We start from the raw sequence: 20,652 nt of genomic DNA, 5'->3' as shown, positions 1-20,652 counted from the left end.
TTGCTGCGAAGCAATTCCGCCTCCGCCTGCAGCCAATCGTCCAGAGCACGGCCGTGCTCGCCTCCGCGCTTTTCGAAAAGTTCATACGCGCGGGAACGAATTCTCTCTTCCACATTTGTGACTTGTGCGGGATTGCTGCGAGCGGTGCTCATGACTGCCTCCCGAAAATGTATATCCCTATAATAGCCGTTTGATGGATGCGGGAAGATGAATTTAGGTTAACAGCCTACGAGGCCGCCGGGCGCAAGTCGAACAGGAAATTTTAATCACCGGCATAAGAATTTTGTTTTCGGACCATTTCCGCCGATGGAACTCGCGCGCTGCCGCGCGCCCGGGTCAGGGAACGCTTACGGCTCCCGTCTGCAGGCGGGCGCGGTAGATTTCGTAGGTCTCGGCGATCTCGCCCACGGTGTCGCCATGGACGATGTAGCTGTCTCGCGGCAGAGTCGAACCGAACGGAATCTGTTGCGATCCTGCTCCGAACGAGAAGTGCTGGTATCCCAGCGCGAAAGCCTTATTGAACGTATTCACCGCGACGATGATCACGGTCAGGTCCATGGTGCGTCCGGTGCCGTTGAAAACCTCAATTTCGCCGGTGATGGCGCCGTTGTCGGTGACATGGGGCGGCTCGGTCCAGACAACCCTCAGGGGTGGAGGAACCGTGATCACATACTCGCGGGATTTCGTCACTGGTTTCGGCGACGAATCGCGGGCTTCCAGCGTGAAACGGTACTGGCCGGGCACCGTGGCAGCGCCGCCAATCACGCCGTTGGGTTCAAGCGAGATGCCGGATGGCAGGGCCCCGCCGATGACACGCCAGCGCCAGGGTGCTGTCCCCTGCTGCGGGGGGTGAAGTTGCTGGTAATAGGCAACATGGATGAAGGCGTCGGGGAGTGGTTCAGAGCCCGCAGGTTGCTGGGCCAGCACAGCGCTCGCGCTCAGCAAAAAAACGGCGATAAAGCTTAGAGCGCGCTGGACCGCCCCGCGATACGACGACGGCCGTGCGGCGGAGTGATCCGAAGCATAATACGAACGTATGGCGTCGACCGGCATGGAAGATTGGATTGCCGAGGGATGATCGAGGATTGTCGATTGTTGGTCCCGCTTCAAAAGAGCGGTGATACACGATCCAAGCTGTGAAAAGCCCGGCATAAGCCGGGCTTCTTTACTTTGTGACTCCTGGAGGCTATGCCCGGACTACTCCCTCCAGCGGCGAACTGGCGGTGGCGTAGAGCTTCTTCGGCATACGTCCCGCGAGGTAGGCACCGCGTCCGGCGAGGACAGCGTTCTTCATCGCTTCGGCCATCAGCACCGGATCGGCGGCAGCAGCGATTCCTGTGTTCATGAGAACTCCGTCGGCGCCGAGTTCCAGCGCGATGGCGGCGTCCGATGCGGTGCCGACTCCGGCGTCCACGATCAGCGGGCAGTTGAGCATCTCGCGCAGAATGCGGATATTGGCCTGGTTCTGAATGCCCATGCCGCTGCCGATAGGCGCACCCAGGGGCATGATGGCGGCCGCGCCGGCGTCAAGCAGTCGCTTGGCAACTACAATGTCATCAGTTGTGTAGGGAAGAACAGTAAAGCCTTCCTTCACCAGGATCCGGGTCGCTTCGACGGTTGCCTGCACGTCGGGATACAGCGTCGCCTGGTCGCCGATCACTTCCACCTTCACCCAATCCGACAGTCCGACTTCGCGACCGAGACGGGCGGTGCGAATCGCTTCGTCAGCGGTGTAGCAGCCGGCGGTGTTGGGCAGCAGGAAATATTTCCGCGGATCGATGAAGTCCAGCAGCGATTCCTTGCTGCGATCCAGGTTGACGCGGCGCACCGCGACCGTCACCATCTCGGCGCCGGCGGCTGCGATGGCCCGCGCCGTCTCCTGCCCCGACTTGTATTTCCCGGTGCCGACAATCAGACGCGAGCGAAAAGAGCGGCCTGCAATAACGAAGGAGTCCATGGCGATATTGTAGCAATCCGGATGCAGGAAGATGTGAGCAGAATCACCGCGGGCGCATGGGCGCGAAAACTGCCCTAGGTGCTGCCGGCGGCGATGTCCGCCGGTTCGCTGGACTGGTGGTTTTCGTAGAGCTGCTGAATGCGCTGGCGGTAGCGTTCCTCGACGACGCGGCGCTTGAGCTTGAGGGTGGGAGTCAGACTGCCATCGGCTACCGAAAATTCGTCGGCGACCAGCAGGATTCTCTTCAGCTTCTCGAACTGGGCTAGATCGCGATTCACCTCGGCGACAATGCCGTCGAACAGTTCGCGGACCTTTTCGTTTTCCACCAGCGCTTCGCGCGATTGAACGCCCAGGCCGTGCTCGCGCGCCCAGCGTTCCAGTTCCACGAAGTTCGGGGCGATCACTACCGATGGAAACTTGTGGCGATCGCCAATCACGATGGCTTCCCCGACATAATCGTTGTTCTGGAGCTTGCGCTCGATCGGCTGCGGGGCAATGAACTTTCCTCCCGAGGTCTTGATCAGGTCCTTCTTGCGGTCGGTGACGGAAAGAAACCCATCGGCATCGAGTTTGCCGATATCGCCGGTTCGGAACCATCCATCGGGCGTCAGCGCGGCGGCGGTTTCCTCCGGCATGTTCCAGTAGCCCTTGAACACGGAGGGGCCGCGGACCAGGATTTCGCCGTCGTCGGCAATACGGACCTCGACATTGGGCAGGGGCGGACCCACGGTGCCGATCTTGTGCCGGTTGGGTTTGTTCAAGGCGACCACCGGCGAAGTCTCCGTCAGACCGTAGCCTTCATGGATGCGGATGCCAACATCGGCATACCATTCCGCCAAATCGCGGCCGAGCGGGGCGCCGCCGGATATGTAAATGCGCACCCTTCCCCCGAGCGCCTGGCTGATCTTGGAGTACACCAGGCGGTTGGCCAGCTTCCAGGCGAGGGATGCGGGCCGCTTCCCTGCCAGGATTTCAGCACGATGCGCACGGCCGACCCGCAGCGCCCACTGGTACACATTGTGCTTCATCCCGCCCTTGGTCAGCACCTCGGCCTGACTGCGAATTTTTTCGTACACGCGCGGGACGGCAACGAAGATGGTAGGTCGAGTTTCGGGGAGCGCCGACTTCAATTGGTCGATATGCGGGCAGTAGGCGACGGTGACGCCGTGGTAGAACATCGCGTAATCGACGTGCCGGGCGGTAATGTGAGAGAGCGGCAGAAATGAGAGGCTGAGGTCCCCCGGGCCCATCGGAAAATTGTCCAGCGAATGCAGCAGGTTGGAGGCGAGATTACCCTGGGTGAGCATCGCGCCCTTGGGACGACCGGTGGTGCCGGAGGTGTAGATGATGGTGGCCAGATCGTCGGGACGAATAGCCAAGGCGGCGCGGTCGAATTCGGGATCGCGCGACTCCGGGCCACCGTGCATAAGCCGGTGCATGGGAATGGCGTCAGGGATGCCGATATAGTCCATGACTACAATTTTTTCCAGCTTCGTGCCCTGGCTCGCCGCCTGAAGTTTCTTGAACTGTTCGGCGCTGGAGACGAACGCGATGCGCGCGCCCGAATCGTTGAGCATGTATGCCGACTGTTCGGCGGTCAGGGTGGAATAAATGGGAACGATGGCGCCGCCGATGAGCAGCGTGCCGAATTCCGCGGTGGCCCATTCGGGACGATTCTCGCTGAGGATGGCGACCCGGTCTCCCTTCGCCACTCCCCAAGCGGTGAGGGCACGGGCGATGCCTACGGCGTCGCGATAGAGTTCATGCGCGGAGATGGGAATCCATTTGACCGTCTGCTTGTAAAGCATCACGCGGTCTAATCCCCGCTCAATCACCTCGTAGAAGACCTGGTTGACGGTTTCAGCGCTCATCCGGTCCATCCCCTACCGACACCGAAGCCTTGTCTCACCGATGATGCTTGACGGCCAAGACGGAAAAAGCTGCGATGAACTCAATGTAGCGGTTCGCAAGCTACCGGCGCAAGCCGCGTCGCCGCTCCCGACACCACGGTTGCGGGTTGCAGGTTCCCATACGGGAGCGCCGGCGGTTGGACGCAAAATGGCTGCGGCACGGGAGTTCGAGGCTGACTGTTTCGGGAAAGTTCTTGTAACCGGACGAGGGCGGGCGCATCTTGTGGCGTATGACGAACTACCGTATTTCCCTTGTACTGGCGCTGACACTGGCGGCCGTTCTGACCCCGTCCCTCTGCGCCCAGGAAAAACCGCAGCCGGCGCCGATGAAATTGAAAGTCGGCGACGTGGCTCCGGATTTCAACCTGAAGTATTACGACGGCACCAAGATGCGGGACATCTCGCTGCACGAGTTTCGCGGGAAGAAGAACGTCATTGTCGCCTTCTTCGTTTTTGCCTTCACCGGCGGTTGAACCACCGAGATGCGCAACCTCCAGACGAATTACGACAAGCTGGAGGCTGCGGACACCCAGGTCGTGGGTGTAAGCGTGGACAGCCCGTTTGCCAACAAGGCGTGGGCAGACCAGCTGGGACTGAAGTTTCCTGTAGCCAGCGATTACTTTACCGAGGATGCCACGATCAAAGATTACGGCCTGTGGGATCCGAAGTGGAAATCAGCCAGGCGGGCAACGTTCCTGATCGGCAAGGACGGCAAAATCGAGCAGGTCCAGGTGGACCGGGAGGCAATCGATCCCAGCAAAGTCGTGGAGGCGTGCGAGAGGAAGAAGCACGGATAGGTTGGCGCGAACCGGCTTAAGCCTTGAGGATCTTGTAATTATTTCTTGGCGCGTGCGTTTGGCGGCGGCGCGTTGGGGTTTTGCTGTCCTGGCGTGAGATAGATAATTTCGCCCGGGCGGGCGTAGTGGAGTTGTTCGCGGGCTTCCTTCTCAATCGCGTTCGGGTCGGTCTTCAGCGACTTGATCTGATCCGATAGCTGCTGTTTTTCCGCCTGCAGCTGATCGACATCTTTCTGCAGTGCGCGGAACTCCGCTTTCTTCCCTTGATATACGACCATGCCGTTGTCGCCGAAGATGACGTGGACCGCGAGCATGATCGCCAGTGCCGCCACCGCCACAGTGGCGAGCTTGGTGCGGAGTTTATAGAGAACCAGTACGGCGCGTTCGGCGATTGCAACCGCGCGGGCGAGTCGCGGGTCACCCCCCCTGATTAAAATCGGCCGGTATTGGATCGCTCGTCTGAACATTGGACCTGGTACGCAGCAGCCTCTTCACTAGCTCATTCGAAAATCCACTGCTTGGCGGCGCCGCTCAGCTTTTCGAGGTCGCCGGTTGTGCGTGCCTCGGAATAGACTCGCACCACCGGTTCGGTCCCCGAGAGTCGATAACAAACCCAGGAGCCGTCGTCGAAAATCAGCTTGAGGCCGTCGGTGCGAACCACCTCGCGGACCCGGCGCCCGCCGAGTTCGCGTGGATCTTCCCGCACTTTGCTAGTGAACTTCTCTTTCACCTCCGGGGTCAAGCGGAAGTTCTCCCGGCGCGGATAAAGGGAACCTACTTTGCCAAATAAGTCGTTCAATTGCTCGCCAAGCGTGCGCCCGCGGCGCGCCACCATCTCGCAGCAGAGCAGGCCCGCCAGCACGCCATCTTTTTCGGGGACGTGATGGCGGATGGTGAGCCCGGCCGACTCCTCTCCCCCGATGACGATCTTGTCCTGGTTGATGAGTTCCCCGATGTACTTGAACCCGACCGGGGTCTCATAAAGCGGAATCTTGTAATGCTCGGCGAGGGCGTTCACCAGGTTGGTGGTGGCGACCGACTTGGCTACGCCGTTGCGCCAGCCACGCGTTTCGACCAGATAATCAAACAACAGCGCAAGGATATGGTTCGGCGAAATGAAGGTCCCATCGCGGTCCAGGATGCCAAAACGATCGGCGTCGCCATCGGTCGAGATTCCAATGTGCGCGTCCGATTTCTTCATCGCCTTGCGAAGATCGTCGAGCAGGTGGTCATCGGGTTCGGGTGCGTGCCCGCCAAAGAGCACGTCGCGATAGTCGTGCGCGGTTACGACTTTGATACCGGCGCGTCGCAGGAGTTCGTCGGGATAGCCTCGCGCAGCGCCCCAAAGCGGATCATAGGCAACGCGCAGGTTGGCCTTCTTGATTGCATGGATGTCGACAATCTCGCCGAGGCGAGCGAGGTAGTCGGCAGCGACATCCAGCTCTTCCTTTTTCGCGGCATTTTCGCTCGCCCTACTTTCGCCTGCAGCACCGGGCGATGACGAGCGTGCCCCATTCAACGACACGATCTCGGCTTCGATCTTCTTGGTGACCTCCGGCAGGGCCGGCGCGCCGTCGGGCGTCGAAAACTTGATCCCGTTATACTCCGGTGGATTGTGCGAGGCAGTGAAGTTGATGGCGCCGTCGGACTTGGTGCGCAGGATGGCCCAGGAGATCGCGGGTGTGGGCGCCGGCTCGGGAATCACGCGCGGTGTGACACCGTGCGCCAGCAGGATGTCGGCCGCCAGGGAGACAAAGCTCTCGCCCAGGAAACGCGGGTCTCGACCGACTATGACCGCCGCGCCTTGCCGCTTTTCGCCGGCCACGTAGCGCGCTATGCCGGTCACGGCTCGACGAATGTTGGCGAAGGTGAAGTCCTCGGCCATCACCGCCCGCCAGCCCGAGGTACCGAACTTTATGACTGCAGCCATGAACCACTCCAGAACGTCGTCAGAAATTAGAAGTCACCCGGAATAATCGGGCACCGATGCTGATTTGTTGATGGACGGATGCCCCGCGCGGCAGCGTAGTTGGATGCCGCGATAAATGCGCGAGGAATTGTAAATGACCGACAAAAAGATTGTGCTCACCACCACCGGAACCCGCGAGGAAGCTGGGAAGATCGCGCGCTCCCTGGTGGAGCGGCGGCTGGCCGCGTGCGTAAACGTGGTTGAGATCGAATCGGTGTACCGCTGGAAAGAAGCGGTCGAGAGCGCCGAAGAGTGGCTGCTTTTGATCAAGACGACGGCCGAGGCGTTCGCCCAGGTACAGGCCGCCATCCAGGAGTTGCACACCTACGACCTTCCCGAATGCGTGGTTCTGCCGATCGAGAACGGCAGCGAAGACTACTTGGCTTGGATTGGCGAAAGCGTCAGTGAGCCCTGATTTTCATTCCCGGCCGGAACGGCGTTGCAGGAGCGCCTGCAAGTACGTCTTGACCTTGGCCTCCAGGCGCGAGTGGCGCAGGACGTCGCGCAGCAATTGTGTCGGCAGTTTTTCCGCGATTGCGATCGCCCGCGCCAGCGGCGTCTTGTCGTTCCGCAGCAATGCGACTTGCACGTCCCGCCGCAGCGACCATTTCGGATCCCGCGAGACGGCAAGCACCAGCGCGCCCGTCGCGTCATCCTTCATGAGCGCTTTCACGATCCACGCTTCGGTCGCGTAAGGGTTCTGTAATGCGGCATTCATCACGCGCTCCTCGGGATCGCAAAGCAGGGCCGCCGCCACGCGAGTGGATCCTCGCTTTGCCAGCGTGAGGCGTTCACCGCTGGAGATTGAATCCATTCGTTGCAGCAGCAATTCTTCAAGCGCAACCTTCAGATCCGCCGCAATGACGGGCGTAAGCGCGATCTGCATCGCCTCAAACGTGTAGAGATGGCGCGCCATGGGAAGCGACACGTGGCGTGGCGTCTGTGGATGCGAAACCACGGCGACGATCACCTTGCGGTGCTTCATGACCGCGGGATTCTTGGATACGGCTTCCAGCGCCTGGGACGGCAGGTCACGGCGCGCAAGCAGCGATAATGCCAAGTCTTCGGTGAGGCGCGCGCTGGCAGCAACGCCACGCAGGACGTCATGTTCCCGGCTATGGATCAGTTCCTCCAGCGGCACGCTGGGCTCAGGCGCTCTGCGAGCTCCGGTGCTGGGGGTGGTCGACATGGTCTAGTCCCGCGCTGTAGCGGCCATGCGGCGTGCCATCCATAAGGCACCCATGACCGGCTGAATGATCTTGAAACTGACGGCGGCCTGCGGACGCATCGCGCGCAACTTGCTCCAGAAAGTCTGGCGAACCTGCGGCGAGTGCGCGAACACACCGCCCCCAAGGGCAACGCGCACCGCCGTCTCTTCCTCCCATAGCCGGCCGATAATGATGCTCGCCAGGCGAGCCAGCTCGTTTCCGGCATTGATGAGAAGCCGGCGCGCGATCTTGTCGCCGGCGCGTGCGGCCGACTCGATGCCGGGGAACAAGCCGGGAAAATCCGGCGGCGGGGTGGCGTTGGCCTTCTGCAGAAGTTGCTCGATCGAATCCAGGTTCCAGGCGTCAAGAAAGACGCGCAGCAGGGTGGTAACTTCGGCGGCATCGAGCGCGCGCATCACGGCTGACACGCCGCAGCGCCCGATCCAGTAACCCGATCCTTCATCCGAGATGGCGTGGCCCCAGCCGCCGGTTCGCCCGGACTCTCCTCGTTCGTTGCGTCCGAATGCGACCGAGCCGGTGCCGGAAATCACCACCACGCCGGGAAGCCCGGCGAAGGCGGCTTCCATGGCGATGACCATGTCGCCCACGACGTCAATGTCGCCGGGCACAAGATCGTGGATCATCGACGCTACCATGTCCTTCACCGGCGGAACAGAAGCGCCGGCAATGCCGACCACCGCGGCTTCCACCGTGGTGGGGCTTACCCCGGCGGCATCGCAGGCCTTAACAATTGCCTCGCGGAGGTGGCTGCGCGCCTCGTGCTCTCCCACCCGTACCATGTTGCTGCCGCCGGCGACGATGGTGGCAAGCACACTTTCGTCGTTGGCCACGGCACAGGTGGTCTGCGTCCCCCCGCCATCAATACCCAGGTAAATTGGCACGAGTGCCTAATTATTCACCATCGCGGCGATGTGGGCACGGGATTTTGCGGAGGCGGCGGCAGGTTTTTCGCTGATAATGCGGGTACCTGGCGCCGACGCTCAGGCTCGAAATCGTCGTTCGCCGGCGCGCAGCAAACGGCAATCATCATCACCACTCGGTGCTCATGGGACTGGATCGGCTGGATCTGATCATTATTGCCGTGTACCTGGCGGGCATCACCGCCTTTGGCATCAGCTTCCGCAAACGCCAGCATTCGCTGCGCGACTATTTTCTCGCCGACCGAAATGTACCCTGGTGGGCGATTTCTCTCTCCATTGTGGCGGCGGAAACCAGCACCCTCACCATCATCAGCATTCCTGGCCTGGCGTATCGCAGCAACATGACGTTCCTGCAGCTGGTGATGGGCTACGTGATCGGGCGCGTGGTCATCAGCTTCCTTCTCATCCCGCATTACTTTCGCGGCGAGCTGTACACCGCCTACCAGTTGATGGAACGCCGATTCGGCGGCAAGCTGCGCTCCCTGACCGCAAGCCTGTTCCTGATTACGAGGGCGGCGGCGGAAGGCGTGCGCGTCTTCGCCGTGGCTATCGTGGTGCGGATCACGCTCGGCGTAGTGCTCGGCGGATTGGGGGATTTTCAGCGTGACCTGGTAGCGATTGGAATCGTGACCGCGCTTACTCTCGTCTACACCTTCGAAGGCGGCATGACCGCGGTCATCTGGACCGACGTGGTGCAGATGTTCATCTACGTTGGCGGGACGCTGGTCGGCTTCGTCACACTGCTGCACCTGGTGCCGGGGGGATGGCCGGGCGCGCGGGAGTTTGCCGGCGCCGCCCATAAATTCGTGGTCTTCGATTTTTCACCGGAGTTTTTCAAGGTCTATACCTTCTGGGCCGGCCTGATCGGCGGCGCTTTCTTGACTACCGCCAGCCACGGTACCGATCAACTGATCGTGCAGCGCCTGCTGGTGGCACGCTCGGAGGGGCAGTCGAAGCTGGCGCTCATCGCCAGCGGGTTCGCGGTTTTCTTCCAGTTCGGACTGTTCCTGCTGGTGGGCGTGCTGCTGTTCGTGCTGTATCACACCACCGCGCAGCCGCCGAAGTGGGCATCTTTCGATGAAATCTTTCCCACATTTATCGTGACGCGCATGCCACATGGCATTTCGGGATTGCTCATCGCCGCCATCCTGGCAGCCGCAATGAGCAACCTGAGTGCGGCGTTGAATTCCCTGTCGTCGAGCTCGATCGTGGACTTCTACCTGCGCCGACATCCGGAAACCGGAGAGCGAGAGCGCCTGCGGCTGTCGCGGATTTCGACATTGTTGTGGGCCTTGGTGCTGTTTGCCCTTGCGCTGCTGTCGCGCAACATCAAGGTGGTGGTGGAGGTCGGACTCGCCATCGCTTCTGTCGCCTACGGCGCCTTGCTGGGCGTGTTCGCGCTCGGCGTCCTCACCCGGCGGGCCAATGAGCGCGGCGCCATGGTGGGTTTTTTCTGCGGCTTTGTCTTCAATCTCTACTTGTGGCAGGAGCAGCGATTATGGGCCGCCATTTCTCCCCACACCGGTTTCTCCTTCGCCCTGCCGCATGGCGGCGTGCCCTTCACGTGGTACGTTGCGCTGGGCTCGGGGCTGACCTTTGCCGTGGGTTATGCTGCCAGCCTCATGTACGCCCGCGATAAGAACCCGGAGAAGACCGGCGTGCATGCCTGAGCCGCCCCCAATCCCGGGCCCCCGGCGCGAGTTGGCGCGCGACCTGACGGTCAGCCACGCCGGCGCAGTCGTTGTCGGCACCATCATCGGCAGCGGTATTTTCCTGGTGCCGGCGGAGATGATGCAGGCGGCCGGTTCCTCCGAATTGGTTTACCTGGCCTGGATCGTGGGCGGGCTGCTGTCCATGTTCGGCGCCCTCACCTACTCCGAGCTGGCCGCCATGAAACCACAGGCCGGCGGCGAGTACGTGTACATGCGCGACGGCTACGGCCCGTTGGGCGGTTTCCTGTACGCCTGGACCTATTTCGTGATTGCGAAACCAGGCTCGATGGCCAGCATTGTCACCGGCTTCGTGCGCATCCTCAGCAACCTCAATGCCCTGCAGTTCCTGGGCGAAGCTCGTCCCGACGGCTGGCACCCGACCCTGCCCGGGCAAGCCGTGGCGATTGCGGCGATCGTCGCCATCAGCCTGATCAATTACATCGGCGTGAAAAGGGCGGGCGAGTTCCAGCTGTTTTTCACCTTGCTGAAAGTGGCTCTGATCCTGGCTATCGTGGCCATGGGCTTCGCCTATGCGAAGGGCAGCCTCGCGAATCTGGCCACCCATTACTCGCTCGCGCGCGGTGGGATGGCAGGATTCATGGCGGCGCTGCTGGCGTCGTTGTGGGCATACGACGGCTGGAACCTGGTCACCACCGTATCGGCGGAAATTCGCGATCCGCAGCGGAGTCTGCCGCGTGCCTTGATTGCCGGCGTGGCAACCGTCGCCGGCTTGTACATCCTGGTGAATGCGGCGGTGCAGTACGTGCTTCCCGCCGAGGTGATTGCGCGCTCCAGCAGCCCGGCGCTCGATGCCATCCGCTGGGCCGGCCACGGGATTCTGACCATGGTGCTGATCGCCATGGCGCTGGCCATGCTTGCCACCTTGAACGGCAGCACCATGACCGGCGCCCGCGTTCCCTTTGCCCTCTCCCGGGACGGATATTTTTTCTCCGGCTTGGCCAAGGTACACGCGCGCTTTCGCACGCCCTCGACGTCCATCGCCGTGCAAGCGGCGCTGGCGATCGGCCTGCTCCTGTTCGCGGGAAGTTTTCAGCAGCTGTTCGCTTTGACCCTGTTCGCGGAGTGGCTCTTCTACCTTCTGGTCACCACCACCGTCTTCATCTTCCGGCGGCGGGAACCGGACGCAATTCGTCCCTATCGTGTCTGGGGTTATCCCGTCGTCCCGGCGCTGTTCGTGGTCGCCTCGGCGGCACTTCTCTGCTTCACGTTCGCAGCCAACGTGAAAAATTCGCTCTTGGGATCGGTGCTGATCCTGGCAGGAATTCCGGTGTACTTCCTGTTTGCAAGGCGGCGGGCAAAGCAAAACACAATTTGAACGCGCATTACCAAGGGCACTAGTTGCGGGAGATTTGTTCTTGCGGGCGGCGGCATTTGCGAGTAACTTGCCCACTAATTCGCCTTCAAAGGTCTCCCTATGAGCAAACCACAAGCCGAAAAGCGTTCCAGCAGGCGCGTCAAAACGCAGGGAAAGATCAATGTGAAGGTTGTGAACGGCCACGACGCCGAGGCGCAATTGCGGGACGTCAGCGTACGCGGCGTGTTTCTCTACCTGCAAAACAAGGTGGCGGAAGGCTCGACCCTGGAGGTCGTTTTACCGTTGCCGCAAAGCATCATGCCGGGAGAGGAGAATTGGATCCGCTGCAAGTGCCGCGTGCTGCGCGTAGAGAAACAACGCGGCGCCGATTATGGAGTGGCCGCCGTCATCGAAGAGTTCGAACCGCTGGTTGCCTCGAAGCTCCCGAAAGCGTGAGATTAGCTTTTGTGTAGCGGCAGATTTCCATTCCCCAAATCGGCGGAACAAATTCCGCCGCTACACAAGCTCTCATGCGGCCGTGACACTGCGCAACTGGCGCACCCGGTCGTAAACCCGCACATATTCCTTCGCCGACGCCGTCCAGGAAAAATCCTTGTTCATGCCATTGCGCATTAATGCCTGCCACCGGTCCTTGTCCGCATAGGCCTGGAGTGCGGTGCGAATCGTTGCCAGCAGCGCTTCCCCGCTGTATTCCGTGAACTTGAAGCCGGTTCCCTTGCGCGCGTGCGGGTCCCAGTTCTCGATGGTGTCGTCCAGTCCGCCGGTGGCGCGCACAACCGGCACGGTGCCGTATTTCAGGCTGTAAATCTGGTTCAGGCCGCACGGTTCGTACTTCGAGGGCATGAGGAACATGTCGGCGCCAGCCTCGATCTTGTGGGCGATCTTGTTGTCGTAGGCGACCTTCACGGCAAATTTTTGCGGAAACTGCTTGTTGAGGCGGCGAAACAGGTCCTCGTACTCCTTGTCGCCTGCGCCCAGCGCGACCACGATCATCTCTTCGCGCGCCAGGCGGTCGGCCACCAGCGAGATCAGGTCAAATCCCTTCTGCGCTGCGAAACGCGAAACGATGCCGATGACCGGCAACTTGGGATCGGCATTCGGTACCCCGAATTCAGCCAGCAGGTCCTGCTTGCACTTCGCCTTGCCGCCCAGGTCCTCGGGCGAATAGTGCGCCACAATAAACTTGTCGGTCTGCGGGCTCCACTCGTTGTAATCCACTCCGTTCAGGATGCCGGTGACCGTGCCGGAGCGGCCGCGCAACACGCCCTCCAGCCCGAAACCGTACTCCGCTGTCTGGATTTCCTGGCTGTATTTCTTGCTGACCGTGGTAATGAAATCCGCGAAGACCAGCGCCCCCTTCAGGAAATTCAGCTTGCCGTAAAATTCCAGCTTGTCGATGGTAAACAGGTCCCAGGGAAGCATCAGCAGCGGCAGCGTATCGGGCGGAAACAGGCCCTGGTAACCCATGTTGTGAATGGTGAACACGGTGGCCACATCGCGCAGCGCGGGATCCTCGGCATAAACGCTGCGCAGCAGGATAGGAACCAGGGCCGATTGCCAGTCGTGACAATGAAACACGTCGGGCACGCCGAGTACTTTGCAGCCCTCCAGCACGGCGCGCGAATACAGCGCGAAGCGCTCGGCATTGTCGCGATAATCACCGAGCGGTGTGCCGTAAAGGGCGTCACGATCGAAATACGGCGGATAATCGATAAAGTAGAATCGGACCCCGGAATGGACACCGCCATCGACGATCGAGCAAAAGCGGTAGCGGTCATCAAACGGTACGGTGATGCTGCGCACGACGGTCTTGGGTTCGGTCAGCTTGGTTTGCTTGTATTTCGGCAGGTAAACGGTAACCTCGTGCCCGAGGGCAGCCAGTGCCGGCGGTAACGCGCCGACCACGTCTGCCAGTCCGCCGGTCTTGGAGAACGGGACACACTCGGATGCCGCAAAAACGACTTTCATGCTGGGAACCTCCCGGGGTGGATCGAGATTCGTGGCGTATGTTGCAACGGGCTTCTCTTGCCGGATGAGTGATTGCGAGGGCGAAAGGCAAAGTCTAAATGGCAAGTCGAAACAGGGTCAATGCTGCGGTGGCAACGAAGCCGGCAAAACCGCCCAAGTTTGGGCAAAATTTTCTTACCGACCGCGGCACGGCTGAAAAGATTGTTGCCGCCCTCGGCGACATCGCCGGCGCCACCGTGGTCGAGATCGGCCCCGGCCGGGGTGTTCTCACTACTCTGGTGGCCAACCAGAGCGCCCGGGTCATCGCCATCGAACTCGACCGCGTCCTCGCCGCGCAATTGCGAATGAAATACAGCGGCTGGCCGAATGTCGAGATCATCGAGGGCGACATCCTGAAAATCGATCTCCGCACCGTGCTGGGCCCCCGCCCCGGAGCCCTCGCCGGCCTGGCGCCCGCGCCGCCGCCGAAAGTGCAGTTGATCGGCAATATCCCCTACTACATCACCTCCGACATCCTGCTGCGGTTGTTCAGCTACAGCGCGCATTTTGACCGCATCGTAATCATGGTGCAGCAGGAGGTCGCGGACAGGATCGCGGCCAAACCGGGCGGAAAAGAGTATGGGCTGCTGTCGGCAACTTCGCAGCTGTATGCCAAGGTCGAGAAGCTGTTCACGGTCCCGCCGGACGCCTTCGCTCCGCCCCCCAAAGTGCACTCCGGAGTTCTGCGGCTTACGGTGTCGCCGCAATTTCAGCGGCTGCAGGTGCTGGAGAGCGAGTTCATCGATTTCTTGAAGCTGTCGTTTGGGCAAAAGCGCAAGACGCTGGTCAATAACCTGAAGGCGCGTTACGACGCGGCCGCTGTCCAGCAGGCGCTCAAGAAAGCGGGCGTACGTGCCGATGCCCGAAGTGAAACCCTGCCCCTGGAAAAAGCAGCGGCAATCTTTCGGCAGCTGCGCGGCAAAGAGCTATCGTAGGAGGGCAGGAGTCGGCACGAACTGCTGGCTCCTCACTCCTTGGGAATAAGCCATGGCCACTTTCATCCGGCCTCCGGCCGTTGCAGGACGTTTTTATCCTGACAATCCGCAAACCCTGGCCGAAGACATCCGCGGCTACACCGCCGTCCATGGAGAAAAGCTGCGCGCTCTCGGATGCGTGGTTCCGCATGCGGGGTACATGTTCTCCGGACACGTTGCCGGGGCGGTGTACGCGCGGCTGCAACTTCCAAAGCGATTCATCATTCTCTGTCCGAATCACACCGGCATGGGCAAGCCGCTGGCGATCATGAGCCAGGGCGAATGGACCACGCCCTTCGGCAACTCGACCATCGATTCCGCGATGGCGGACGCGCTCAAACAAAATTTTCCGCAGCTCGCCGAAGATATCGTCGCACACCATGCCGAGCACGCCTTGGAAGTGCAGTTGCCATTCCTGCAGCTGCTGGCGCGGGCCTTTACTTTTGTGCCGATCGCGGTAGGAGTTGGACAGTTCGAGATCCTGGAGGCGCTGGGCCAAGTGATCGCTCGCACCATCGCTCAGGAAGATCCTCCCCCACTGATCATTTCTTCCAGCGACATGAATCACTACGAGTCGGACAGCATTACCCGCGTCAAGGACCGCAAGGCGATTGAGAAGATTCTTGCTCTGGATGCTCCCGGTCTGTTCGAAGTGGTTGGCCGGGAAAACATCAGCATGTGCGGCTACGCCCCAACTGTGGCCATGCTGACCGCCGCAAAGCTGCTTGGCGCTCGCCAAGCGCAGCTCATCAAGTACGCCACTTCCGGCGACATTTCCGGCGATCGCGAATTAGTGGTTGGATACGCGGGAATCGCGGTGACCTGATCTACGAGCGGCAGTGGGAAGCAAGACTCTGTATTTGAAACTCGAAACTGATTTCACAGTCTCACTTTCCAAGATCTCAAACTGAAGCGCGCAACCTTACCTTTGCGACCTGCCGCTGCTGCTGCCGTGTCCACTGCCTCCGCTGCCGTGCCCGCCGCCGGATGCAGGCGCCGTTGGCGCAGACCGTACCGCAGGCGCGCTGCGTTGAATCGGGGCGGGTGCACTGTGTTGAATCGGGGCCGCGCGGTGCTCCATGTGCGGGCCGGGAGCAGGTCGAAATGCCGGCGAAGCGCCTCGTTCAATTCGGTCCATGCGCATCTCGGAATGCCGGCCATGCATGGGTACTGGAGAGCCCGGCGCTGCAATGCCGGTTCCGCTCACGGGAGCGGTGGTGCGCGGTGAGTTCGCAACGGTTCCCGCCAGTGGCGAGATCGGCGCTGTTCCACCAACTGTAGAATTCATACTCTTCCCGCCGAAAAATCCATTCACCGGCGGAACAATACGCGGATCGCGCGTTCCGTTATTCACCACTACAGTCGGGTGCGGCACCGCACTGCTTCCTCCCATGACCGTCACTGGATTCGGAGGCCTCGGCGCGTGATAGTAGACCGGCGCGTTATACACCGGAGGCACCGTGTACCACGTGTTCCAAATCCCCGGACGCCACGCCCAACCAAAGTTCGGGACGAACAGCCACGAACCGTAACGATACGGCGTCCAGCCCCACGGATAGGTGGAGACCCACGTGTAACCAAACCCCGGATACCAGGCCCACGCGCCGTTGTAGAACGGGTCCCAACCGTACCCGACCCCGTAGGGCTGCCACAGCATGCCGTATCCCGGCGCGCTATACCAGGAACCGTAATAGTTCAGGTCGCTGACGCCGTACGAATACGGCGAGCGCGAATTATAAGAGCTGGACGCGTACTGGCTGGAGTAGTTCAGACGATCGCTGTCCCAGCTATCGTAGCTCTCGGCCGTGATGTTCTTTGCCAGGTCGTAACGGCCGGCGTCACCGACATCGAGCGTCAGCGTTTCGTTCTTCTTGATCTTGACGTGCTCTTGATCACCCTTCAGCTCCACTTCCCCGCCAAGGACCGCCAGCTCGGGATTGCCCGTCGTGAGGTCAAGCCGGAAGTGGACATTGTGGTCCAGGCTGATTTCGCGGTTGGCGAAGGCGACGCGAAAGTCGTCGTCCCCCTTGTGCCGGACGTTGAAGTACGCCGTGCCCTGGTTCACCTGCACGGTGGTGAGGCGCGCGCCGGAGGAGCGCAGGCCGAGCGAAGAAAATTCGACGTCGGTTCGCGGCGCCAGCCGCATCGTCGTGCCATCTTCAAACTCAACCTCGGCGCGGCCCTCATCCTGGGTGGAAAGCTTCATGCCCTGCGTGATGGGCATGTTCATGATAGCTTTTTGAAAACCGTCGCCGCCGCCGCGATCAACCTGCACCGGGCCATCCACCAGGCTCAGGCGCACAATGCGCACCTGCGAGTCCGCCATGGCCCAGGGAGCGAACACGATTCCACCCAGCAACAGCAGGAGCAAAGACACCGCTCGGATCATTGTTCGCATATAGGACTCCAGGGATTAATGCCTCTACCCTATTAGACACGAATTGTGGCGCTAAGTCGCGCGCACGGCGGATATTCCGGGAAGGGGAAGCCCGGAGTTCCAGCACGTCCCTTAAGACTTGAGGATACTGGGCTAATCTGACCTGACGCTGAAGCCGCTCTTACTGCGGCGCTGCCGCCCGCGCCGCGGGGTCCGCCTTGATGCGCTGCAGCAGGCGCTCGGCGCGGCGGCGGCTCACGTTCATCACCGAGCTGTCGTTCAGGACTGATTCCAGCTGCGGCGCAATCGCCTGCAATTCTCCCAGCCGCTTGTTTTTTTCCAGCTCCTCCGCGGATTTCAGTTCCGCCTCCAGGCCCAGCTTGTCATAACGATGCAGATATTCCAGCCGGCGGCCGGATTCCAGGGTGTTGCTCATGTTCTGAAACAGGCCAGCCAGGGTCTGGAGCTGCGAATTTGGCGAGTAATTGTAGGTGGTCTGCGACTCCCGGTCGGTATAGGTACACTTCAGCGTCTTGGTGCCGGTATTCGCGACACGCGTGCCGCCGTGATATTCAAAATTTCCCTGGAAACAGTTCAGCCCCAGGGCGAGATCGAAAATCTGCTTGCGTGTAGGCTCCGACACCATGAACTGACGCAGGTAGGGCTGCAGCGGCGCCGAACCGGCCGCGGCAACTTCGTCACTGCGATAGGTCGCCTTGCCGTCCGGCTCCACCGCGATCGAATAATGCGACGGTGTGCTGCCTGGAAAGGCAAAGTCGAAGGAGACAATCGGAAGGCTCGGTTCCTTGCTGGCCGGTTCAAGATTCGGAGTTTGCGCGACGGACACACAGACGAAGGTGGCGAGCAGTAGAAGCAGGTTCAGCGCGCGAGACGGCATCTGACAGAGTGTAATTGACAAATGCCGCGAACACGAAATCCAGGAATTCAGAAAACAGCAACTCGAACGCAATCGGTTCCCCGCTCCAGCCTGCTTTTGGCTGGGGTGGGAAATCGGCAACCCGCTCTTTCCTCTCAGCTCCGGCTCGGCGCGGCATGGCGCATCAGCGTCGCCGAGGTGTGCAGATGGCAGATGGCAATGGCCAGAGCATCGGAGGCGTCTTGTGGTTCCGGCGCTGCCTCCAAGCGCAGCAGGCGCGTGACCATCTGCTGCACTTGCGATTTGTCAGCCTTTCCGTAGCCCACAACTGCCGACTTGATGGACAGCGGCGCATATTCCGCGACCTGCAATCCGCACGAAGCCGCCGCCAGCATGGCAACGCCTCGCACTTGCCCCAGCTTGAGCGCTGATTTCACGTTCACAGCGTAAAACACGTCCTCGATTGCCACCGTGTCCGGCTGGTGCCGCTCGATGATCTCGCGCAGTTCGGTGAAGATCTGCTGCAATCGTTCCGGGAGCGGCTTTTTGGGGTTCAGGCGAACGGCGCCGCAAGTGATGTGCCGCAACTCGCCGGCCGCATCCTGTTCCACCACCCCGTAACCGGTGGATTCGCCGCCGCAATCAATCCCCAGCACCCGCATGGCAAGCGGAGTTTACAACAGGCGGTGCACTCCAGCGGCCCTTCGGCAACCAATCCGTAACTTTTTCCCGCTGTGTCGCTACATTCTTCATTCTGAATTCTTCATTCTTAATTTCTCACGAGTTAACCAGCTACCAGCATTACACTGCGGTGCATGATCCCAGTGCGGCCCACCATTCTCGAGGGCAACGGCATCCGACTGGAGCCCCTGACTGAAGAACACGCCGACTCTTTGGCGGCCGCCGCCAGCGATGGCCGGTTGTGGGAGTTGTGGTACACCAGCGTTCCCGCTCCCGACGGCGCCCAGGCTTACATAGCCGAAGCCCTCAAAGGCCAGCGTGACGGTCACATGCTCCCATGGGTTGTGCGCGACTTAAAGAGCGGCGCCATTATCGGCACCACCCGCTATCACGATATCGTTCCTGCCATGGACCGGGTTGAGATCGGGTATACCTGGTACGCGCAAAGTTATCAGCGGACGCACGTCAACACCACTTGCAAACTGCTGCTGCTGGCGCATGCGTTCGATAAGCTCGCCTGTCAGGTCGTGGGCTTGCGGACCGACCGCTTCAACTTTCGATCGCAGCGCGCAATTGAAATGCTCGGCGCAAAAAAAGACGGCGTCATACGACACTTTGGACTTCGGCGCGACGGCAGCGTTCGGGATTCTGTGATGTACAGCATCCTCGCCGCGGAATGGCCCGATGTCCGGCGCCACCTCGAGTTGCGGCGCACCCGGCTCGAAGCGGCGGGGTTGAAGTAATTGGGTTCAGCGTCGGGTGCCCCCCTCAAGCCCTTTTTGGCTGGAGTGGGAAATCGATATCCCCGCGAAAAAAGGGCAGCCCAGGCTGCCCCTTTTCACATGCGCGCAGAAAACCTGGAGCCTAGCGCCAGCCCCAGGCGTGGTTGTCGCGATAGATGTCGCGGTTGTCGCGATGGACGTCCCGGTAGTCGTGGCGGAGATCGCGCTGCTTGGCGCGGATCTCGGCTCGCTCGGCGCGGGCGGCGGCGTAGTTGTGGGTCGCGTAGTCATGCCGCAGTTCGGCACGATCGTGCGCGATACTGTTTCTGTCTTGACGAATGTCGCGCCGGTCCGCGCGCCGATCGCGGTAGTCCTGGCGCAAGTCATGCCGGCGGCCTTGCCAGCCGCCGTCGCCATCGCGGTCCTGCGCCATCGCGCTGGTGCCGCCAATCGCGGCCAGTAGCAGAACTCCCATCAGTAGCTTTTTCATCTTCGTTCACCTCCGGTCCGGATTTCGGGACCGCTCGCTGATGTGAACCCGGCCTGTGCGCGGAGTTGCGAAGGACATTTATAGAGTCTCGCGGAACTTTTAATCAGGGCAGGGGTTGGCAACGCTCTTCAGTTGCGCCGAACCGGCTGGGTCATGCCTGGGGAAATAATTTGGAATTGCTGGTGGGAGCTAGTCTGCTGACGCTACCCGCTTCCGGGGTGCCGCTGCCTCTTCGGCGGTCTCCAGCCACTCATCCAGTCGGCCGGTGATCATCAATCCGAGCATGCGAAAATCGCTCATCAACGACCACAACGGGTGTCCCCACGTTGCCGGGCGGTTACCCTCCACGAGCAAGTGACCGGCCCAGGAAAATGCGTATCCCACCGGCACCCACAGCAGCGCGATCCACGGATGCCGCAGCAGCAGCGCCGCGATCACCGCTCCCGCGCCCAACGTTGTGCCCAACGCGTGCAACGTGCGGTTGGAGCGGCAGCTGTGCTGCCGCAAGTAGTAGAGAAAAAAATCGTTGAAGCTGTGGAATTTCTGGTCCATGTTTCGCGAATCCGGATCACAAGGGTAACTGATCTCTGAAACTGCGCGCCCCACACAGTGAGTAGATAGTACCGCAGGTAAGTACGCCTGTGTGCGCGCAAGCCTAATATTTCTGCGGACTTACAGGTAGTCGTAGCACGAC

General features: G+C 61.0%; 22 protein-coding genes. 9 read left to right on the top strand and 13 right to left on the bottom strand.

What is annotated here, in order from left to right; all coding sequences use genetic code 11:
- Positions 1 to 336: 336 nt before the first annotated feature.
- The 3 genes from VFI82_04855 to VFI82_04845 form a co-directional block, all read right to left on the bottom strand.
- Entirely contained in the window at positions 337 to 1,053 is a 717-nt protein-coding gene (locus VFI82_04855) for an Ig domain-containing protein (GenBank protein ID HET7183990.1), read from the bottom strand.
- Between the two features lie 133 nt (positions 1,054 to 1,186).
- A complete protein-coding gene (locus VFI82_04850) occupies positions 1,187 to 1,957 on the bottom strand; it encodes a thiazole synthase (GenBank protein HET7183989.1) in 771 nt (256 codons plus the stop codon).
- Between the two features lie 74 nt (positions 1,958 to 2,031).
- Positions 2,032 to 3,828, bottom strand: a complete 1,797-nt coding sequence (locus VFI82_04845; protein HET7183988.1) for a long-chain fatty acid--CoA ligase — start codon at positions 3,826 to 3,828, stop codon at positions 2,032 to 2,034.
- A gap of 269 nt (positions 3,829 to 4,097) precedes the next feature.
- Here VFI82_04845 and VFI82_04840 point away from each other — a divergent pair, with 269 nt between their 5' ends.
- Positions 4,098 to 4,340, top strand: coding sequence for a hypothetical protein (locus VFI82_04840; GenBank protein HET7183987.1), 243 nt, complete (start codon positions 4,098 to 4,100; stop codon positions 4,338 to 4,340).
- A 9-nt stretch (positions 4,341 to 4,349) separates the two neighbouring features.
- A complete protein-coding gene (locus VFI82_04835; protein ID HET7183986.1) occupies positions 4,350 to 4,664 on the top strand; it encodes a redoxin domain-containing protein in 315 nt (104 codons plus the stop codon).
- A 38-nt stretch (positions 4,665 to 4,702) separates the two neighbouring features.
- Here VFI82_04835 and VFI82_04830 read toward each other — a convergent pair whose 3' ends face one another.
- Together VFI82_04830 and VFI82_04825 are read right to left on the bottom strand one after the other, a co-directional pair.
- Positions 4,703 to 5,131, bottom strand: a complete 429-nt coding sequence (locus VFI82_04830) for a septum formation initiator family protein (GenBank protein ID HET7183985.1) — start codon at positions 5,129 to 5,131, stop codon at positions 4,703 to 4,705.
- 32 nt (positions 5,132 to 5,163) lie between these two features.
- Positions 5,164 to 6,594: a phosphoglucomutase/phosphomannomutase family protein gene (locus VFI82_04825; GenBank protein ID HET7183984.1), complete on the bottom strand. Its 1,431-nt coding sequence runs from the start codon at positions 6,592 to 6,594 to the stop codon at positions 5,164 to 5,166.
- A 133-nt stretch (positions 6,595 to 6,727) separates the two neighbouring features.
- On the opposite strand from VFI82_04825, the gene cutA reads away from it, so the two are divergent.
- Entirely contained in the window at positions 6,728 to 7,048 is a 321-nt protein-coding gene (gene cutA, locus VFI82_04820; protein ID HET7183983.1) for a divalent-cation tolerance protein CutA, read from the top strand.
- Positions 7,049 to 7,051: 3 nt separating this feature from the next.
- Here cutA and VFI82_04815 read toward each other — a convergent pair whose 3' ends face one another.
- Positions 7,052 to 7,822, bottom strand: coding sequence for a hypothetical protein (locus tag VFI82_04815; protein HET7183982.1), 771 nt, complete (start codon positions 7,820 to 7,822; stop codon positions 7,052 to 7,054).
- 3 nt (positions 7,823 to 7,825) lie between these two features.
- Entirely contained in the window at positions 7,826 to 8,743 is a 918-nt protein-coding gene (locus VFI82_04810; GenBank protein HET7183981.1) for a BadF/BadG/BcrA/BcrD ATPase family protein, read from the bottom strand.
- 164 nt (positions 8,744 to 8,907) lie between these two features.
- Between VFI82_04810 and VFI82_04805 the strand changes: the two genes are divergently transcribed.
- The 3 genes from VFI82_04805 (at position 8,908) to VFI82_04795 (ending at position 12,265) form a co-directional block, all read left to right on the top strand.
- A complete protein-coding gene (locus tag VFI82_04805) occupies positions 8,908 to 10,452 on the top strand; it encodes a sodium:solute symporter (GenBank protein HET7183980.1) in 1,545 nt (514 codons plus the stop codon).
- On the top strand, positions 10,445 to 11,830 hold the full coding sequence (locus VFI82_04800; GenBank protein ID HET7183979.1) for an amino acid permease: 1,386 nt from the start codon (positions 10,445 to 10,447) through the stop codon (positions 11,828 to 11,830). Before VFI82_04805 ends, VFI82_04800 begins: the two co-directional genes overlap by 8 nt.
- Positions 11,831 to 11,929: 99 nt before the next feature.
- On the top strand, positions 11,930 to 12,265 hold the full coding sequence (locus VFI82_04795) for a PilZ domain-containing protein (protein HET7183978.1): 336 nt from the start codon (positions 11,930 to 11,932) through the stop codon (positions 12,263 to 12,265).
- Positions 12,266 to 12,337: 72 nt separating this feature from the next.
- On the opposite strand, the gene glgA is transcribed toward VFI82_04795, so the two are convergent.
- Complete coding sequence (glgA, locus tag VFI82_04790) at positions 12,338 to 13,798, bottom strand: glycogen synthase GlgA (protein ID HET7183977.1); 1,461 nt, start codon at positions 13,796 to 13,798, stop codon at positions 12,338 to 12,340.
- A 98-nt stretch (positions 13,799 to 13,896) separates the two neighbouring features.
- Between glgA and rsmA the strand changes: the two genes are divergently transcribed.
- Together rsmA and amrB are read left to right on the top strand one after the other, a co-directional pair.
- Positions 13,897 to 14,772 carry a 16S rRNA (adenine(1518)-N(6)/adenine(1519)-N(6))-dimethyltransferase RsmA gene (gene rsmA, locus VFI82_04785; GenBank protein HET7183976.1) on the top strand — a complete coding sequence of 292 codons (876 nt, stop codon included), beginning with the start codon at positions 13,897 to 13,899 and terminating at the stop codon, positions 14,770 to 14,772.
- A 52-nt stretch (positions 14,773 to 14,824) separates the two neighbouring features.
- Positions 14,825 to 15,637, top strand: a complete 813-nt coding sequence (gene amrB / locus VFI82_04780) for an AmmeMemoRadiSam system protein B (protein HET7183975.1) — start codon at positions 14,825 to 14,827, stop codon at positions 15,635 to 15,637.
- A gap of 96 nt (positions 15,638 to 15,733) precedes the next feature.
- On the opposite strand, the gene VFI82_04775 is transcribed toward amrB, so the two are convergent.
- The 3 genes from VFI82_04775 to ruvC all read right to left on the bottom strand — a co-directional run bounded on the left by VFI82_04775 (position 15,734) and on the right by ruvC (position 18,727).
- Positions 15,734 to 17,209: a DUF6600 domain-containing protein gene (locus VFI82_04775; protein ID HET7183974.1), complete on the bottom strand. Its 1,476-nt coding sequence runs from the start codon at positions 17,207 to 17,209 to the stop codon at positions 15,734 to 15,736.
- 160 nt (positions 17,210 to 17,369) lie between these two features.
- The gene (locus VFI82_04770) at positions 17,370 to 18,086 is read right to left on the bottom strand and encodes a hypothetical protein (GenBank protein ID HET7183973.1); all 717 of its coding nucleotides are present in this window, start codon (positions 18,084 to 18,086) and stop codon (positions 17,370 to 17,372) included.
- Positions 18,087 to 18,220: 134 nt separating this feature from the next.
- Positions 18,221 to 18,727, bottom strand: coding sequence for a crossover junction endodeoxyribonuclease RuvC (gene ruvC, locus VFI82_04765; protein HET7183972.1), 507 nt, complete (start codon positions 18,725 to 18,727; stop codon positions 18,221 to 18,223).
- Positions 18,728 to 18,889: 162 nt separating this feature from the next.
- On the opposite strand from ruvC, the gene VFI82_04760 reads away from it, so the two are divergent.
- Positions 18,890 to 19,489: a GNAT family protein gene (locus tag VFI82_04760; GenBank protein ID HET7183971.1), complete on the top strand. Its 600-nt coding sequence runs from the start codon at positions 18,890 to 18,892 to the stop codon at positions 19,487 to 19,489.
- A gap of 121 nt (positions 19,490 to 19,610) precedes the next feature.
- Here the strand turns inward: VFI82_04760 and VFI82_04755 are convergent, their stop codons facing one another.
- Positions 19,611 to 19,958: a hypothetical protein gene (locus tag VFI82_04755; protein ID HET7183970.1), complete on the bottom strand. Its 348-nt coding sequence runs from the start codon at positions 19,956 to 19,958 to the stop codon at positions 19,611 to 19,613.
- Between the two features lie 189 nt (positions 19,959 to 20,147).
- Positions 20,148 to 20,510, bottom strand: a complete 363-nt coding sequence (locus VFI82_04750; GenBank protein HET7183969.1) for a DUF962 domain-containing protein — start codon at positions 20,508 to 20,510, stop codon at positions 20,148 to 20,150.
- Positions 20,511 to 20,652: the final 142 nt, after the last annotated feature.

It is taken from the genome of Terriglobales bacterium (assembly GCA_035691485.1).
Taxonomy (GTDB): domain Bacteria; phylum Acidobacteriota; class Terriglobia; order Terriglobales; family Acidobacteriaceae; genus JAIQGF01.
Note: the sequence above shows the minus strand (reverse complement) of the source record. Positions and strands in the feature narration are given on the sequence as shown.

Bases quoted from the DNA above. Each gene is read 5' to 3' on its own strand.
- VFI82_04825 (HET7183984.1), bottom strand. From the start codon at position 6,594: ATGGCTGCAGTCATAAAGTTCGGTACCTCGGGCTGGCGGGCGGTGATG.
- ruvC (HET7183972.1), bottom strand. From the start codon at position 18,727: ATGCGGGTGCTGGGGATTGATTGCGGCGGCGAATCCACCGGTTACGGG.
- VFI82_04795 (HET7183978.1), top strand. From the start codon at position 11,930: ATGAGCAAACCACAAGCCGAAAAGCGTTCCAGCAGGCGCGTCAAAACG.
- VFI82_04775 (HET7183974.1), bottom strand. From the start codon at position 17,209: ATGCGAACAATGATCCGAGCGGTGTCTTTGCTCCTGCTGTTGCTGGGT.
- VFI82_04850 (HET7183989.1), bottom strand. From the start codon at position 1,957: ATGGACTCCTTCGTTATTGCAGGCCGCTCTTTTCGCTCGCGTCTGATT.
- VFI82_04755 (HET7183970.1), bottom strand. From the start codon at position 19,958: ATGAAAAAGCTACTGATGGGAGTTCTGCTACTGGCCGCGATTGGCGGC.
- VFI82_04750 (HET7183969.1), bottom strand. From the start codon at position 20,510: ATGGACCAGAAATTCCACAGCTTCAACGATTTTTTTCTCTACTACTTG.
- VFI82_04840 (HET7183987.1), top strand. From the start codon at position 4,098: ATGACGAACTACCGTATTTCCCTTGTACTGGCGCTGACACTGGCGGCC.
- VFI82_04835 (HET7183986.1), top strand. From the start codon at position 4,350: ATGCGCAACCTCCAGACGAATTACGACAAGCTGGAGGCTGCGGACACC.
- VFI82_04845 (HET7183988.1), bottom strand. From the start codon at position 3,828: ATGAGCGCTGAAACCGTCAACCAGGTCTTCTACGAGGTGATTGAGCGG.
- VFI82_04815 (HET7183982.1), bottom strand. From the start codon at position 7,822: ATGTCGACCACCCCCAGCACCGGAGCTCGCAGAGCGCCTGAGCCCAGC.
- cutA (HET7183983.1), top strand. From the start codon at position 6,728: ATGACCGACAAAAAGATTGTGCTCACCACCACCGGAACCCGCGAGGAA.
- rsmA (HET7183976.1), top strand. From the start codon at position 13,897: ATGGCAAGTCGAAACAGGGTCAATGCTGCGGTGGCAACGAAGCCGGCA.
- VFI82_04800 (HET7183979.1), top strand. From the start codon at position 10,445: ATGCCTGAGCCGCCCCCAATCCCGGGCCCCCGGCGCGAGTTGGCGCGC.
- VFI82_04770 (HET7183973.1), bottom strand. From the start codon at position 18,086: ATGCCGTCTCGCGCGCTGAACCTGCTTCTACTGCTCGCCACCTTCGTC.
- glgA (HET7183977.1), bottom strand. From the start codon at position 13,798: ATGAAAGTCGTTTTTGCGGCATCCGAGTGTGTCCCGTTCTCCAAGACC.
- VFI82_04855 (HET7183990.1), bottom strand. From the start codon at position 1,053: ATGCCGGTCGACGCCATACGTTCGTATTATGCTTCGGATCACTCCGCC.
- VFI82_04805 (HET7183980.1), top strand. From the start codon at position 8,908: ATGGGACTGGATCGGCTGGATCTGATCATTATTGCCGTGTACCTGGCG.
- VFI82_04830 (HET7183985.1), bottom strand. From the start codon at position 5,131: ATGTTCAGACGAGCGATCCAATACCGGCCGATTTTAATCAGGGGGGGT.
- amrB (HET7183975.1), top strand. From the start codon at position 14,825: ATGGCCACTTTCATCCGGCCTCCGGCCGTTGCAGGACGTTTTTATCCT.